Genomic DNA, 15,181 nt, shown 5'->3' with positions numbered 1-15,181 from the left:
GAGCCCACTCAACCACTGCGTCTTGCTCGACAATCCAAAAATAATTGAGAGGCTAGGACTTTTGTCCCAGCCTCTTTTTGATGCTCTTTATTTCTTTCAAATAGACGCGATACCCATTGACAGCGCTTTCTTATAGTGCTAAAATGAAACTGTATTTCCTATAAAATTTTCACAGGGAAAAAATTCTCCTAGGAAGATGTAGATCCTAGGAGAACATTACATATAAAGGTTATTGGCCCTCTGTATCTTGGGCTACCCAGACGCTGACAGAGCGCTCTGCCACTGGGAATTCGGCAGTACCGTCTTCTTGAACTTGGACAGTTTCGCTACAATTTTCTAGGACATCATAGTAGGTGAGACCTGCGTAGGATGAGCCGATCTCCATGACTTTTGTAGCAGCTTGGTTATTGGAAATCAAGCAGGCGATTGGTGCTGATTCTTCTGTACCTGAACGTGTCCAACCGATGCAATTAGGATCATCGAAGTAGTCTGTTTGTTCCCCATAGGCCAGATCTTTACGAACCCATAAGAGACGATCGAGGACCTCTTGGAAACTTTCTTGTGCAAATTTGCCCTCGATACCGTAGTAGTCTCCATAGAAGACACAAGGCAAACCAGCTTCACGAAGTAAGATCAAGGCATAGGCTGCAGGCTTGAACCATTCTTCAATGGTAGATTCCAAGGCTTGCCCTCGTTGGGTATCATGGTTGTCCACAAAGGTTACGGCCTCTTCAGGATGATTGAGCGCTAGTGTTCCGTCAAAAATAGTTCGAAGGTCGAAATTTTCACCTTCTTGACTAGCTCTGAAGAGATTTTGGTGGAGGGCTACGTCGACCAGGTCATACAGGTAATCAATGCTTTCCAAGTACTCATCGTTGGTTTCTGTGTCCCCATTCCAAAATTCACCAAAGACGTAGAAATCCTCTCCATATTTTTTGGTGATATTGTGGATGAAATTCTTCATAAAGAAGGAGTCGATATGCTTGACGGCATCCAGACGGAAGCCCTCAACCCCTGTCGTTTCGATAAACCATTCAGCCCATTGGTCGAGATTTTCTACAACCTCGGGATGTTTGAAATCGATATCGGCGTACATGAGGTAATCGTAGTTTCCGTTTTCTTTGTCTACCAGATTTCCATGAGCCCAACCTTTGTTGTCCCCTTGGATCTGGTAGATCCCATTCTTATTACGTGAAGCATCGTAGTCCGTACCGGTGAAGTGGTACCAATGCCAGTGGAAGTCATTATAGGCGCCATTTCGGCCATCAAAGGTAAATTTGGTCCATCCTTGAATGGTGAAGGGCTCAGTGAGAACCTTGTTTCGATCCATTGGATCCACCTCAACGACCTCGAATTCCTCTAAGCCATCAGCAGCAGCCTTATGGTTGAGCACGACATCGGCCATTGGTTGAATCCCTGCATCTTTGAGGGCTTGAATGGCTTGAAGATAATCATCTTTGAAGCCGTATTTGGTACGAACCGTTCCTTTTTGATCGAACTCGCCCAAATCAAAGAGGTCATAGACTCCGTAACCAACGTCATTGTTAGAAGTAGCTTTAAAAGCAGGCGGCATCCAGACTTTACGAATACCCAAGTCTGCTAAGTGTTGCGCATCTTCAGCAAGACGCGTCCAGTGGTTCCCATCAGCGGGCAAATACCACTCAAAATATTGCATTAAGGTTTGATTTTCCATTTTTATTTCTTCTTTCATGTGAATGTCCCTATTTTACCAAAAATAGTTGGATGCGACAAACGTTTGCGCTGGAAGCAAGCCCTTTCTGGAAAAGAAATCGCATACATGAAAGAAATGAAGTGAGAATATAAAAAGTAGCATTTTATTTACGTAGAAATATCAGTCTGGTACATTTATTTCTATTCATTTTATAGTTTGATCATATCAAAGGAGGATTGGTTTGAAAGTGAAAACCACCAATAGAGAGAGCATCGAAACGATTTTTACTGAAGCCTTGGCAATCCCGAGCTTTACCAACACTGAGACCGAGCAAGGGATCGAAGCCTACCTGGATCAACGGATTGCCCAGATCCCTTATTTCAAGGAACATCCGGACCATTTTGGGCGCTACCAGGTGCCACAGGATCACTTGCATCGGTCGGTCAATTGGGCCTTGGTCGATAAGGGCAAGAAAAAAACAGTTATCCTTTTCCACCACCATGATACAGTCGATTTAGAAGACTATGGAAATTTGTCGGAGATCGCGCTCGATTCTGATCAAGTAGCAGAAGCCTTGAAAACATTGGATAGGCGACCCGATATGCAGGCAGATTTAGCTTCTGGAGAATGGAAATTTGGCAGAGGCTCTTGCGATATGAAAGCAGCCCTAGCCCTTCAATTGGGGGTTCTGGAAGCCTATGCAGCAGCTCCCTCAGAAGGTCAGGTCAATCTGCTCTATCTCTCTGTTGGAGATGAGGAATCCTATTCACGTGGGATGCGAGGAGCTTTGGGTCTCCTCACAGATTTGCAGGAAACCTTTGATCTGAATTATGTATTAGCAGTGGATTCAGAGCCCTTTGAATCGGAAGTAGGAAAAGAAAAGGTCCTTCACATTGGTACAGTTGGCAAACTCATGCCGGTCGTTGTGGCGCAAGGTGTCTTGTCCCATATGAAGGAGCCCCTTAAAGGGATCAATGCCTTGTCCCTCTTAGTAGCCATTGCAAGCCAACTGGATCTTCATCCCGATCTGGCAGATCAGGCGCTGGGAGAAACTTCTCCCCTTCCTTCTTGGTCCTATCTCAGAGATTTGAAGGAGCAGTACGACGTATCGACCGTACTTTATGCGGCTGGTTATTTCAGTGTATTGCATTTGAAGAAAACACCTCAAGAGCTCTTGCAACGAATCTATGAGCTTAGTCAGGAGGCCTTGGATGCCTTTTACAAGAAGTACGAGCACTTGCAGGATCAGGCTGGCCAAGACCATATGATTGCAAGGCCAAGAGTCATCACCTATCAAGAACTAGAGGAACGTTGCCAAGCCTTAGAGGGCTACCAAGCCTTTAAAGAAATATCTAACCAAAAAGCGGAGCAAGATTTTCGTAATGGGATCAGCTACCAGAGCCTTGCGATTCAGCAAATCCAGCGACTCCTTGAGTTTCTCGGAGATAAGGATCCTATGGTGGTCATCGGTTTTGCACCCCCCTATTATCCTTCCATGAATTGCCGCTTTTTAGACAATACCGATTTCAATATCGTGTCCCTCATCACTGATTACCGCGAGTATCTGGACCAAAGAGGTTACCTCTTAAAAGTCGAAGAATACTTTATGGGGATTAACGACACCAGTTATTGTGCCTTGGAAAAGGATGTGGCCTCTTATCAAGTCGTCTTGGATAGCCTAGCCACACCAGCCCAGGTCTATGATCTGGATCTGGAAAAAATTGCCCACATTCAGGTTCCAGCGGTCAATCTAGGCCCTTGGGGCAAAGAATTGCACAAGCGAGGAGAGCGGGTCTACAAAGAAGACTTTTTGGAGACCATTCCAAACTATCTGCTAGAATTGCTCTACCATTTCGATGATCGTTTATCAACAGAATAAGAAAAAACGGTCCCAATGAGGATCAATTAGGGAGTTAACATGATTACATTTCACGGAGTTACCAAAGATTACGATGGGCATATTGCCCTCAACCACTTGGATCTGACTATCGAAGACGGGCAAATTGTCGGCCTGATTGGCCACAACGGAGCCGGTAAGTCAACGACGATTAAGAGCCTGGTTAGTGTCATCACCCCAACAACTGGATCCATTGAAGTAGATGGTCAGGACCTCTATAGCCATCGACTGGCGATCAAAAAGAAGATCGGTTATGTGGCGGATTCGCCAGATCTTTTCTTGCGTCTCACAGCCAATGAATTCTGGGAGTTGGTTGCGACCTCTTATGATATGAGTCAGAAAGACTGTGATCAACGCTTGGAAGAGCTTCTTAGGATCTTTGATTTTCAGAGCCACCGCTATGAAGTGATTGAATCCTTTTCACATGGGATGCGCCAGAAGGTCTTCGTCATTGCAGCCCTCTTGTCAGATCCAGATATCTGGGTCTTGGACGAACCGATGACCGGTTTGGACCCACAGGCTTCTTACGATTTAAAACAAATGATGCGCCAGCATGCGGATCGGGGCAAGACGGTTATTTTCTCTACCCACGTCTTAGAAGTAGCCGAACAACTCTGTGATAAAATCGCCATTCTCAAAAAAGGAAATCTCATTTTCTATGGGACAATCGAGGAATTGAAGGGCCAGCATCCCGAACAAAGTCTGGAAAGTATCTATCTCAGCTTAGCGGGTCGGAAGGAAGAAGGTGGCGGTCATGCGTCTTAAGATCATCCAGCAGCTGGTCAATGTTAATATCATCTATGCCAGTCAGCCTGCTCAGATCGCAAAATTACGTGCCAAACAGGCCAAAAAACCGGACGTCAAACTCAATGTTGCCCGTAAATCGGTGCTCAACTACCTCTTTTTAGGCCTGGTCTATTTCGTTATATTTGGCTTGCTCTTTAGTATCTATGATTTTGTGAACCAACCAGCCTTCTTTGTCAATATGGTCGCCCTTTTTTCCTTGATGACCATTTCCCAAGGCTTCATGAGCTTTTACAATGTCTTTTATGAGAGCAAGGACCTCCAGTTTTACAGGCCCTATGCCTTCTCAGATGCGGAAGTCATTGCTGGAAAGAGTATCTCGGTCATCCTGACCCTTCTCATGGCTATCCTTCCCTTGGTTAGCTATTTTCTGATCCTGCCTGTCCAAGCAGGCGGCTTCAATCCGTTAGGGATCCTGCTAGGCCTCTTTTGTGCCTTAATTCTCTTAGGCGTTCTCTTTTTAGCGACGATCATCCTATCCCATCTGATCACTAAGACCCTCTTTTTCAAAAAACACACGACCCTGGTCTCCAACATCATGGTCGGAATTGGTTCTCTTCTGAGTCTAGGAGCTTATCTCTATCTGAATCTAGTCCAGACCCATCGGGTAGAAGTGACAGGGGGCGCAGATATTCCCATTCTATTTCCACCTTTTACGGCCTTTCATCAGTTCATCCTCCATCCTTTTGACGCCGGAGCAATCCTTGGCCTCCTGGGCTGGATCCTGGTCCTTCTGGTCTTGATCGGCCTGGTTCGCAAAATCGTGATCCCGCAGTTCTATGATGCGGCCCTTGCAGTTGCGACCAACCAAACTGTTAAAGAGCGCGTGAGAGTTCTCCATGTGGGTCAGAAAGACTCCTTTAGACGATTTGTCATTCAGTATCATCGCAGACTCTTGCTTGATGGAACCCTTATGGTGCAAGTACTCTTGATGATGAGCATTCTGCCTTATATTTTCCTACTCAGTGGAGCAGCAGGAGCATCGAAAAATATAGGAGGCCTCAGTCCTTACTTGACGCCCCAGTATTTGGTGCCACTGGCTCTCGTTGCCTTCTTGATCGGTGTTTTCAATAGTTTTGGAGGCTTGACCAGTATCGGTATCTCGCTGGAGCGTGAAAACTTTGAGTATTTGAGATCGCTCCCTATTGATTTCAAACGCTATCTCTTCATGAAGTTTTGGTTGCTCTATCTAGTGCAATCCATTCTTCCTGTCATTCTTCTGGTTGGTGTTTGTCTCTATTTTGGCGTCCATCCATTAGCCATCCTAGCCATGTTGCTGATCTGGGTCGTAACCACCATTCCGATCTGCATTCGAGACTATGTTAAAGATTTTCAAAATTTTAGCACCAATTGGACCAATATCACGGAGTTGATGACCCGTCATCGTGGGAATGCAGCTCTTCAGTCTATTCTCTTGATTGTCTTTCTCTTTGTGATGTTTCTCTTAATCATTGGCAGCTTCATTTGGACCTATCATTCCGTCAACACCCTGCTGGCTGTGATCCTTTATAGTGTTATCCTGCTAATCGGAGCAGGCATCAGTTCTACCATCTACCGCAAAAAAATCCGCACTCTCTACCAAGAGATCGGAGAATAAAAAGAGAGAGTGGGACAGAAATCGGTCATTCGTTAGAATTCGATTTCGTCGTCCCACCTCCGTACAGTTGAGTAGGGCTGTAAAAGCTGATGAAATCAGCGTAGTAGAGCCCACTCAACCACTGCGTCTTGCTCGACAATCCAAAAACAATTGAGAGGCTAGGACTTTTGTCCTAGCCTCTTTTTAGTGGTAACTTAAATCTCATACCCCATGAGGAGCCCGCCTTCTTCGGCGTAGAAACTACAAAGTCCAGAAGTAGGAAGGACTTCGATGTTTGCACGGGTAAATTTTTCACGAACCAATTCAGAGAATTGCTCGATAAATTTTTCATTGTTGCGGTGGGCAATGGTAATATGTCCGCCATTATAGCCTGCCTTGATTAATTCATCAAAAGCAGCCTTGATCGCTTTCTTTTGGCCCCGTGCTTTTTGAAGCAACTCGAGGGTACCTGTCTTACTAGCTTCCCCAACCATACGGATATTGAGGAGCCCGACAACCGTTCCGATCAATTTGCTGAGACGCCCATTTTTGACCAGATTATCGACCTTAGCCAAAACAAAGAGCAACTTAGTTTTAGACTGATAAGTAGTGATCACATCAACCACTTGATCAAAATCGAGACCTTCAGCGACCAACTGGTTGAGCTTGCGAACGATTAGGTCCACCTCGCCCCCAGCTGACAAGCTATTAATGACGTGAATATTGGTATTCGGATGCTCTTCCAGATAAATTTTCTTGGCCACCTCAGCACTATTGTAACTACCAGAAAGGGTCCCTGTGATGGTAACAACGAAGATATTATCCGCCCCTTCAAAAGACTTCATATAATCATCCGGACTTGGGCAGGCAGACTTAGATGCAGTCGCAGTCGCATACATCTCCCCCATCATCTGATCGATATTGAGTTGGGCATCATCTGTATAGATGGTATCACCCACTTGGATGGTCAGTGGGACACTGACAAACTCCGTATCTGGTGCCAGGTTGTCCAAAGAGCGGTAGTCACAGCCTGAATCCGCAATAATTTTCCATTTCATCAGTTCATACCTCATAATTGTATAAAAATGTACATTGACAAGTAGTTTGTCTTCTTTTACAATTATATCATGAAGTACCATGCTATCCAAGCAGATAACATCAGGTGAGACAGATAGAAAGTAAATGTTATGGCAGAAAGAAAAATATCCGAGAAATCCTTGGAAAATCTCAAACGATTTAACCAAGAAAACAATGCGATTACACGAGAATCCATCGAAATCTCTCTCCTGCAACTATTGGAGAAAAAAGATCTGAAAAAGATCACCATCTCTGAGCTGGTTCAGCGTGCTGGGGTCTCTCGCGCCGCCTTTTATCGCAATTATGGATCAAAAGAAGAGATTCTAGAGTCTATCTTTCAATCTAGTATCGCAAAGATTACCAAGTCTTTAGATGGCTACAACCTCAAGACAGATCTCTACCAGGTCTGGGTCTATCTTTTTAAGGAAGTTAAGAAAGAAGCCAAGATCATCAGCCTAGCTATTGATTACAATTTTGAGCGACTCTTAACCAAGGCAGTCTATGACTTTTTAGAAAAACGAAATGGCAGCTCATCAAATGGCGCTGGCAGCTACCTCAATTCTTTCTGGAGCTCAGCTATTGTCTCTGTCATCTCCAAATGGATCAAGGATGGCATGAAGATTCCCGCTGAGAAGATCGCGACCCTTGGCCTGCCCCTCTTTCCACAAAAGAAAAAGTAAACACCACCGAGAGGTGGTTTTTTTCTTGCAACTATTTCCAACTAGTGAGGAAGTTGCCCCAGTCGAAAAATTTCGGTATCATGATAGGAGTTAACTTTTAGAATTAAACCATTAAGTTGGACTTTTAAGTGACTTATTTTAAGACAGAGCAAACAAATACCAAATCACAACAATCTAACAATTAAGGAGATTTATGGTTAAAGATTATAAAGAACTAAGAAGACGCTACAATATTCCAGTGATAGTCCTACTGATTATTCTAGCCTTACCGTTTTTATATGTCGTGCAAGTGACCCAAAGTAAAAGGATCGCGACCATTTGTTTTTTGACTTACTTACTGATGGAACTGATTCTAGTTATCATTAAAGATACTCTTTTAATCAAAAAGTTGAATAGTCTTATCTATAAGGGCATAAATCTTGACTTGATGGCAAGCTATATTCTGAACCAAAAAAGAAAGAGTATCAAAACTATTAAAGCGCGTGTACAGATTGCTACTATTTTCTATTCCTATAGGATTGGTGACTTTGGATCCATTGAAGCAGTTGTAGACGAACTCAAAAAGAATCAAAAGTTTACAGATGCAGAACAAGTAAAATTAAACGAAATTTTATTGAATGCGAACCTATTTTCTAGACCTGATTTGAAGGAAGATGAGTTTGAGGAGTTACTCTCTGACTATTTAGCAGATGTTGAACCACTCAAGATGGCATACAGAGCTCGCTACGATATACTGGTCAAAAAAGAGCCCAATGATGCCGTCCTAAAGGAAGGGACAAATACCAAATTCTCACAATTGGAATCTATGTATCTGAAGGCAGTCAATGAGTACCTCAAAGGGAATAGAAGTGAAGCAATGGAGCTATTTCGTACCATTGCGACAGAAGATGAGAGATTGTATCTGGTCAGAATGGTTCAGGCCTATCTTAATGGCGAAAACTCAGGAGAAAAGAGTGTTTCGCTTGATGCAAGACAAGAAGAAGTTACTTTGAAATTATTGCGAATGAAGCTGGTAGAAGTCAAACCAGCTAAATCAACTAAATCCACAAAAGGACTCGCTTTTTTCAAAGGCTGGAAAATCGCTCTTCTTTTAATCCCGCCATTTTTATTGTATGCGATGGTTTTAGTTGTAATAGCAGTCATCAAAAAAATAGGGTCATTCGTTCTCTCAAAATTTGGAAAATAGGTGAAATATTCTTATATTCAGAAGTACACATAGAAAATAACTGAATAGAAGCAAGGTGAAAAATCAATGGAATTAAAATTTAAAAATTCAAATATGACCTGTTTTCAGATTGTCCAGATAGATCAAGAATCGAAGAAGTATATCATGGATACGAGTACAATGAGTCCTAAGAGTTATTACTGGGGAATTAAAACAGATACGATTTCAGTGTGCATGGTGGAGATTGAAAAGAATAATACCCAGTTCGAAATTAAACCCACAACACCTGTCAGTACAACAATGGCAGCCATTATTGTCCAACCAATTGTTAAAGTTGGTTACGATGTTCTAAAGCGGCTTTTTATTCAAAACAATCTTAGTGAGCAAGTGTTATTAAAGTTATTGCTCTTTGCAATTTCAATGCTGATTTCTTATTTTGCCATTCTGATTTCGTTAAAGGTGGCCCATAAAAAAGCGGATAAATGGATTCCTAAAAACAGTCGTAAATACACAGTTACCTTTACAACTATTAAGAAAAGTAACGGAGGAGTATATCCTTTAGTTGGAGCAATTTTCATTTGTTTACTTTTCTTTCTTGGTTTGAATAATGGAACAGAAGGAGCTTTTTTGGTAATCAATGGAATCGTATGCTTATTCTTTTTCATGTTTACTCTAGGAAGTTACCCAATTGCTCTTCCCTATAAGCAAGGTCAAATTGTTCTTGAAAAAATAGAAGAACAGTAAAGTTTTGTGATATCGTATAAGTTACTTAATTGGCAAATAACATTAATTCAGAAAGAAAATAAATGGAAGTTAATTTTAAAGCCTTGGATGTCTATTATTTTGGCATCCTTGAAATGAATGGAAAAAGGTATGTTTTAGATTCAAATTCGTTGACATCTAAACGTTACTATTGGGGATTTGCTCCTAAGGAGTTCAAGTTGGATATCATAGAGTTAGAGGATTCAAATAGAAACTTTGACAAAAAGATTAAAATGGCTCCAGAAGGTAGACGTTCGATAGCGATAAGTATTAGTGTTGCACTTAGTTCGGCTCTATATAGAATAGGGGCTGGAATTTTTAGATATTATAGCATTAGTCAGAATCTCTATTTAAAAATCTTGTTATTTCTAATTTCAATTCTGGTAGCTTTTGTCATTTATAGGGGAATCCTTTGGAAATCTCGAAAGGAAATTGCCAGACGACTCACACCCAATCGTCCAAAGTATAAGATTGTCTTTCGAAATGTAAAGAAGCAGCGACAATTTCATGCTTATCTTTTTCTTATTCCAATTTTTATTGTGTTTGGATTCTATATGAATACTCATGATGGAACTGAAGCTTGTTTTCTTTATATCAATGGCATGTTGGCTTATCTTTGTATTTGGATAGAGTCAGGTAGTCTTCTATTTGAATATGCGTTTGAGAAAGGGCGTATTGAATTTGAGAGACTGGAAGCAGTGGATGAGGATAAATCTATTTACAAAGAAAATTAGAAGGAACTATGCATGCTAAAAAAAGCAAAAATTGAACAATTATCAAAAATCAATCTTCGTTACCGGATCTTACAAATGGACGGAGAGTCTTATTTACTCGATGCCGATCGTCCATTTCTCATCAGCTATTTCTTTCCATGGATTTTAAGCTTCATCCCTCATCTAGCCTATCCTTTAACCAAGGAAGAAGTGCAGTCTCTAGCTCCTTCGGATCTTTCTAAAGTTCTCAATAAAAAGGATACTCAGAAGAAAGGTCTTGCTTCAGCTTTCGGTATGGGTACAACTGCCGTGCTGTTATCGAAAGCCTTTCCTATTGAAAAGTATCTCTATTTTTCTTCGCATGTGCTAAATCTGGGAATCTTGCTTCTAGTATATAGCCTTGTAATAGGGATTCGGATATGGATAAGCATTCGGAAACCGATGCCTAACATTGTTAATAGCAACCACCCTATAAAGGTATACCTCGTCACAAATGATAGAAAGCATCGATTATTATCAATGATGGCTCCAACTATTTTTGCTGGATTGGTTGTATTTTCATCTTGTGCAATATTTAGTAATATTGCTCCAAACTTTATCCTTCATGTAGCTTTGTTGATATTTTTATCGCTCTTCATGTTTTTTGGTAATATACTATTTTTTTCACCAGTGGTGGATTACAAAGTGAAAATTAAATCTCCTAGAAAGGATCTGTTTAAATCGTGAAAATGACAAAGAAAAAAATGATGCTAGCCTTACTGGTTTTGCTCTCGCTCATTGGTGGGATTTGGCTTTATATCCGTTTTTCAACTGAGAGTTATTACAAGCAATTTCAGGATTATAGTGGAAAAGCGAAAATTGATGACTATGAGATGATTGCGGATGGTGCGGGCATTATTACTCACTGGAAATCAACGGATCCCAAGGAAGATCGCTTGATGAGGGAATATGGGTCTTATTATTATTTTGATCCTGTCAGAGTCGGTTCAAAGCATATTTTGCATATGAATGTGAAATTTAGAGAAAATTTTTACTATCGTACAACTCCTCCAGAAAAGGATGAATATTGGACTGTTAGTGTCTACAAGGTTAATGGAGAACGATTGAAAGAAGAGAAAGAGATTGATTTGTTTAAAGTTGTTGAACAATTTGATCCGGATTATATTCCTACAGAATTAGGCTCAGTGTATTCATGGAATGGACGTGAGTTGGTTTCCTTACAAATTCGCAGTACCAAAGATAACTCAGTTCGAAAAATGATGTACTTGAATCTAGACACTCGTAAACTGGAAAGAAATGAGACCTTAGAGAATGATCACCAAAGAAAACCGATTCCAGATTTCAATGTACCAATTGATCGTGAGAAGAGCAGTATTGAAGAATTGAAATTTTTTAAAAATTGGTTTTCGATTGATCCCAAGGATCTCTCAAAAACGCAATTTAAGAAGTCTTCGAAGGCTTATCAACTCTTAAAGGAAAAAGATACCAAAGTCATAGTAATAAAACCCCAGAATAGTGCGGATCAATATGCAAAAAGTATTGCTGTATTTGAACTCTTTATGAAGAAGGGTGTGAATCTCTATCAAGATATCACCATCCCAGCTGAGATATCTAAAGATGGTCATGTCCATACCACACAGACAAAAGAAGAATTTGATCAATATTACGATCTGGAAAAAGCTCGTAAAGCCTATCATGAGATTGATTGAAGTAAGAAACTACAAAGGACAAGAACGATGATCGAAGAACGAATCCAAGCTGCTAAGCAGTATGTTAAAACCTTATTTGCTGATCGAGCGGATGGCCATGATATGGAGCATACCCTCCGCGTCTATACCAATGCTATGAGAATCGCACAAGTAGAAGGTCCATGTGATCTGGAGATAGTGGGCTTGTCAGCTCTTCTTCACGATGCTGATGATGATAAATTGTTTCAAACAGAGAATAATGCGAATGCTCGCATGTTTCTAGAAGAGATCGGTATTCCTCAAGACCAAATCGAACAGATTTGTCGGGTTATCAATGCTGTTTCTTTCAGCAAAAATCGTGGGAAACATCCAGAAACCTTAGAAGGCAAAATTGTCCAGGATGCAGACCGCCTGGACGCGATAGGAGCTGTAGGAATTGCGCGAACTTTTTCCTATGGTGGCCACAAAGGGAGGTCCCTCACTGATACTGTCCAACATTTCCATGACAAGTTGCTTCTATTAAAAGATGAAATGAACACGGAGACTGCCAAACAAATGGCAAAAAGTCGCCATCAATTTTTAATCACCTTTCTAAAAGAACTAGAGAAGGAACTCTAACAAAAGAGGCTGGGACAAAAGTCCTAGCCTCTCAATTATTTTTGGATTGTTGAGCAAGACGCAGTGGTTGAGTGGGCTCTACTACGCTGATTTCATCAGCTTTTAAAGCCCTACTCAACTGTGCGGAGGTGGGACGACGAAATCGAATTCTAACGAATTACCGATTTCTGTCCCAGCCTCTTTCTTTATTCTTGGATCATGGCTAGGAGGTCCTCTCCTGTAGTGGTTGGAAGGATCCGGACTCGTTTGAGGGCATAGAGGCCATCAGCGGAACTGGCGAGTCCATTTTTAGTGGTGAGGCCTAGTTTGTAGTCAGCTTTCTTGGCTTGGTCGATTGTAACCTGGCTGTAGCGACCAGATGGGTAGACGATAACGCTAGTATTTTGATCCAGCACCTTATCCAGCAGGCGTTTAGAAGCGACCAGCTCATTCTTTTGGGTTTCAAGACTGGAATTGGCTAGGTCTGGATGATTGACCGTATGGCTTTCAAAGGTCAAGCCAGCTTTTTTCATCTCTTTGATTTGGTCAAAGGTCAGGACATTTTCTTTTTCTTTTTGTGTAAAGTCCGTGATGATATTGTTGGTGGCGGTCATCTTGTACTTCTTAAGAAGCGGATAGACGATGGTATAGAAATCCTCGACGCCATCATCAAAGGTCAACCAGACATATTTCTTTCCTTTTGGCACTTCATTTTTTGCGAGGATGCGATAGGCTTCCTCAGGCGTCAGGGTGTAGTAACCCGCTTTTTTCAGGGCCTTTAGTTGGCTCTCAAAGGTTTCTGGATCGACAATCAGATTGGCATTGGCAGCTTCGGACTCAGCCATATTGTGCACAGAGTGGTACATGAGGATGGGCAGTTTGACCGGCTTTTTTACTCGGGTCCACTCGATAGAGGAGCTATCCTCCTCGAGAGAACGTGTCACAGCAGTGCCACTTGTATTTCCATCACTCGGCTGAGTGATCCGTTTGATCAGAAGAAAGCTACAAATAAAGATACAGACCAGTAGGAAGGCATTGATTCCAAGTAGGGCTTTGATTTTTTTAGGTACTCTTCGTTTACTCATAGTGTCACCGCTTTCATTGTTTTCTTTATTGTACCACAAATTCTATGTTTTTTTCCAGAACTTGCTACAGGCTGATCCTGTCATGAAAATTCAGACTTTTTAAGGCAATTGGCTGTCAAACGCTCAAGATTTTGTTATAATGGAGCTACTATAGAAAATTCAAGGAGACCCATAGGATGTCTGTTAAGATTGCCTTATTAGGATTTGGTACTGTTGCTAGTGGCGTACCATTTTTATTAAAAGAAAACCATGAAAAAATTACCCAGGCAGCTCAAGATGAAATCGAGATTGCTAAGGTATTGGTTCGCGATGATGCGGAAAAGCAAAGCTTGCAAGCGGCTGGTCATGACTACAACTTTGTGACCAATGTCGATGAGATCATTGAAGACAAAGAGATTGCCATCGTAGTTGAATTGATAGGCCGGATTGAGCCAGCGAAGACCTTTATCACCCGTGCTCTGGAAGCAGGTAAGCATGTGGTCTCTGCGAACAAAGACCTTCTAGCTGTTCATGGAAGTGAATTGTTAGAGGTTGCTCAAAAACACCAAGTAGCTCTTTATTATGAAGCTGCCGTAGCAGGTGGGATTCCAATCCTTCGCACCTTGGTGAATTCCTTGGCTTCTGACAAGGTGACCAAGGTTCTTGGTGTAGTCAATGGAACTTCCAACTTCATGATGACCAAAATGGTGGAAGAAGGCTGGACTTATGAGGATGCTTTAGCAGAAGCACAACGCCTTGGTTACGCTGAAAGTGACCCAACCAATGACGTCGAAGGGATTGATGCAGCCTACAAGATGGTGATCTTGAGTCAATTTGCCTTTGGGATGAACATCCAATTTGACCAAGTAGGTCACAAAGGGATCAGCCAGATCACTCCACAAGATGTCTCTGTTGCTCAAAGCCTTGGTTATGTGATCAAACTGGTCGGCTCGATCGTTGAAACGCAATCAGGGATTGCAGCAGAGGTGACACCAACCTTCCTTCCAAAACAACACCCACTCGCTGGTGTGAATGATGTCATGAATGCGGTCTATGTGGAATCCATCGGGATTGGTGAGTCTATGTACTGCGGACCAGGTGCTGGTCAAAAACCAACTGCGACCAGTGTTGTAGCCGACCTCGTTCGCATTGTCCGTCGTCTAAAAGAAGGAACGATTGGCAAAGCCTTCAATGAATACAGCCGTCCTCTTCAATTGGCTAAGCCTGAAGATGTGAAGAACAATTATTACTTCTCAATCAAGGCACCAGATGCGACTGGTCAAATCTTGCGTCTCGCGGAGATCTTTAATGCAGAAGGAGCTTCCTTCAAACAAATTCTCCAAGAAGACTCTGATGGACACTATGCAAGTGTGGTCATCATCACCCACCAAGTCAATCAAACCCAATTCAAGAACTTGGTTGAAAAACTGGATTCAGAGGCGAATTTCGAACTCTTGAATACCTTTAAAGTCTTGGGAGAATAAGC

14 protein-coding genes are annotated in these 15,181 nt (G+C 41.9%); 11 read left to right on the top strand and 3 right to left on the bottom strand.

The window, feature by feature from the left end:
* Positions 1–229: 229 nt before the first annotated feature.
* Complete coding sequence (locus tag I2F76_RS10365) at positions 230–1,711, bottom strand: alpha-amylase (RefSeq protein ID WP_195487811.1); 1,482 nt, start codon at positions 1,709–1,711, stop codon at positions 230–232.
* Positions 1,712–1,919: 208 nt separating this feature from the next.
* Between I2F76_RS10365 and I2F76_RS10360 the strand changes: the two genes are divergently transcribed.
* From I2F76_RS10360 to I2F76_RS10350, 3 genes are read left to right on the top strand one after another with little or no spacing between them, the layout of a single operon-like run.
* Positions 1,920–3,551 carry a M20/M25/M40 family metallo-hydrolase gene (locus I2F76_RS10360; protein ID WP_195487814.1) on the top strand — a complete coding sequence of 544 codons (1,632 nt, stop codon included), beginning with the start codon at positions 1,920–1,922 and terminating at the stop codon, positions 3,549–3,551.
* 39 nt (positions 3,552–3,590) lie between these two features.
* Positions 3,591–4,334, top strand: coding sequence for an ABC transporter ATP-binding protein (locus I2F76_RS10355; protein WP_003007792.1), 744 nt, complete (start codon positions 3,591–3,593; stop codon positions 4,332–4,334).
* Positions 4,324–5,970: a hypothetical protein gene (locus I2F76_RS10350; RefSeq protein WP_195487810.1), complete on the top strand. Its 1,647-nt coding sequence runs from the start codon at positions 4,324–4,326 to the stop codon at positions 5,968–5,970. The genes I2F76_RS10355 and I2F76_RS10350 overlap by 11 nt, the downstream gene beginning before the upstream one ends.
* 194 nt (positions 5,971–6,164) lie before the next feature.
* Here I2F76_RS10350 and I2F76_RS10345 read toward each other — a convergent pair whose 3' ends face one another.
* Positions 6,165–7,007 (bottom strand): DegV family protein, encoded by an 843-nt coding sequence (locus I2F76_RS10345; protein WP_195487809.1) that lies wholly within the window; start codon positions 7,005–7,007, stop codon positions 6,165–6,167.
* A 129-nt stretch (positions 7,008–7,136) separates the two neighbouring features.
* Here I2F76_RS10345 and I2F76_RS10340 point away from each other — a divergent pair, with 129 nt between their 5' ends.
* The 7 genes from I2F76_RS10340 (at position 7,137) to I2F76_RS10310 (ending at position 12,652) form a co-directional block, all read left to right on the top strand.
* Positions 7,137–7,706, top strand: coding sequence for a TetR/AcrR family transcriptional regulator (locus I2F76_RS10340; RefSeq protein WP_037599347.1), 570 nt, complete (start codon positions 7,137–7,139; stop codon positions 7,704–7,706).
* A gap of 193 nt (positions 7,707–7,899) precedes the next feature.
* On the top strand, positions 7,900–8,892 hold the full coding sequence (locus I2F76_RS10335) for a hypothetical protein (RefSeq protein ID WP_195487808.1): 993 nt from the start codon (positions 7,900–7,902) through the stop codon (positions 8,890–8,892).
* A gap of 66 nt (positions 8,893–8,958) precedes the next feature.
* Positions 8,959–9,615: a hypothetical protein gene (locus I2F76_RS10330; RefSeq protein ID WP_024055104.1), complete on the top strand. Its 657-nt coding sequence runs from the start codon at positions 8,959–8,961 to the stop codon at positions 9,613–9,615.
* A 62-nt stretch (positions 9,616–9,677) separates the two neighbouring features.
* Complete coding sequence (locus I2F76_RS10325; RefSeq protein ID WP_024055105.1) at positions 9,678–10,367, top strand: hypothetical protein; 690 nt, start codon at positions 9,678–9,680, stop codon at positions 10,365–10,367.
* Between the two features lie 12 nt (positions 10,368–10,379).
* Positions 10,380–11,072, top strand: a complete 693-nt coding sequence (locus tag I2F76_RS10320; RefSeq protein ID WP_024055106.1) for a DUF443 family protein — start codon at positions 10,380–10,382, stop codon at positions 11,070–11,072.
* 2 nt (positions 11,073–11,074) lie between these two features.
* Complete coding sequence (locus tag I2F76_RS10315; protein ID WP_229289749.1) at positions 11,075–12,055, top strand: hypothetical protein; 981 nt, start codon at positions 11,075–11,077, stop codon at positions 12,053–12,055.
* A 27-nt stretch (positions 12,056–12,082) separates the two neighbouring features.
* Entirely contained in the window at positions 12,083–12,652 is a 570-nt protein-coding gene (locus I2F76_RS10310; protein WP_195487807.1) for an HD domain-containing protein, read from the top strand.
* A gap of 185 nt (positions 12,653–12,837) precedes the next feature.
* Here the strand turns inward: I2F76_RS10310 and I2F76_RS10305 are convergent, their stop codons facing one another.
* A complete protein-coding gene (locus I2F76_RS10305; protein ID WP_229289748.1) occupies positions 12,838–13,716 on the bottom strand; it encodes a polysaccharide deacetylase family protein in 879 nt (292 codons plus the stop codon).
* 176 nt (positions 13,717–13,892) lie between these two features.
* Here I2F76_RS10305 and I2F76_RS10300 point away from each other — a divergent pair, with 176 nt between their 5' ends.
* On the top strand, positions 13,893–15,179 hold the full coding sequence (locus tag I2F76_RS10300; protein WP_195487805.1) for a homoserine dehydrogenase: 1,287 nt from the start codon (positions 13,893–13,895) through the stop codon (positions 15,177–15,179).
* Positions 15,180–15,181: the final 2 nt, after the last annotated feature.

It is taken from the genome of Streptococcus parasanguinis, from assembly GCF_015557775.1.
In the GTDB taxonomy this organism is placed as follows: Bacteria; Bacillota; Bacilli; order Lactobacillales; family Streptococcaceae; genus Streptococcus; species Streptococcus parasanguinis_AA.
The sequence above is the reverse complement of the archived record's forward strand: the minus strand, read 5'-3'. Positions and strand labels throughout refer to the sequence as shown.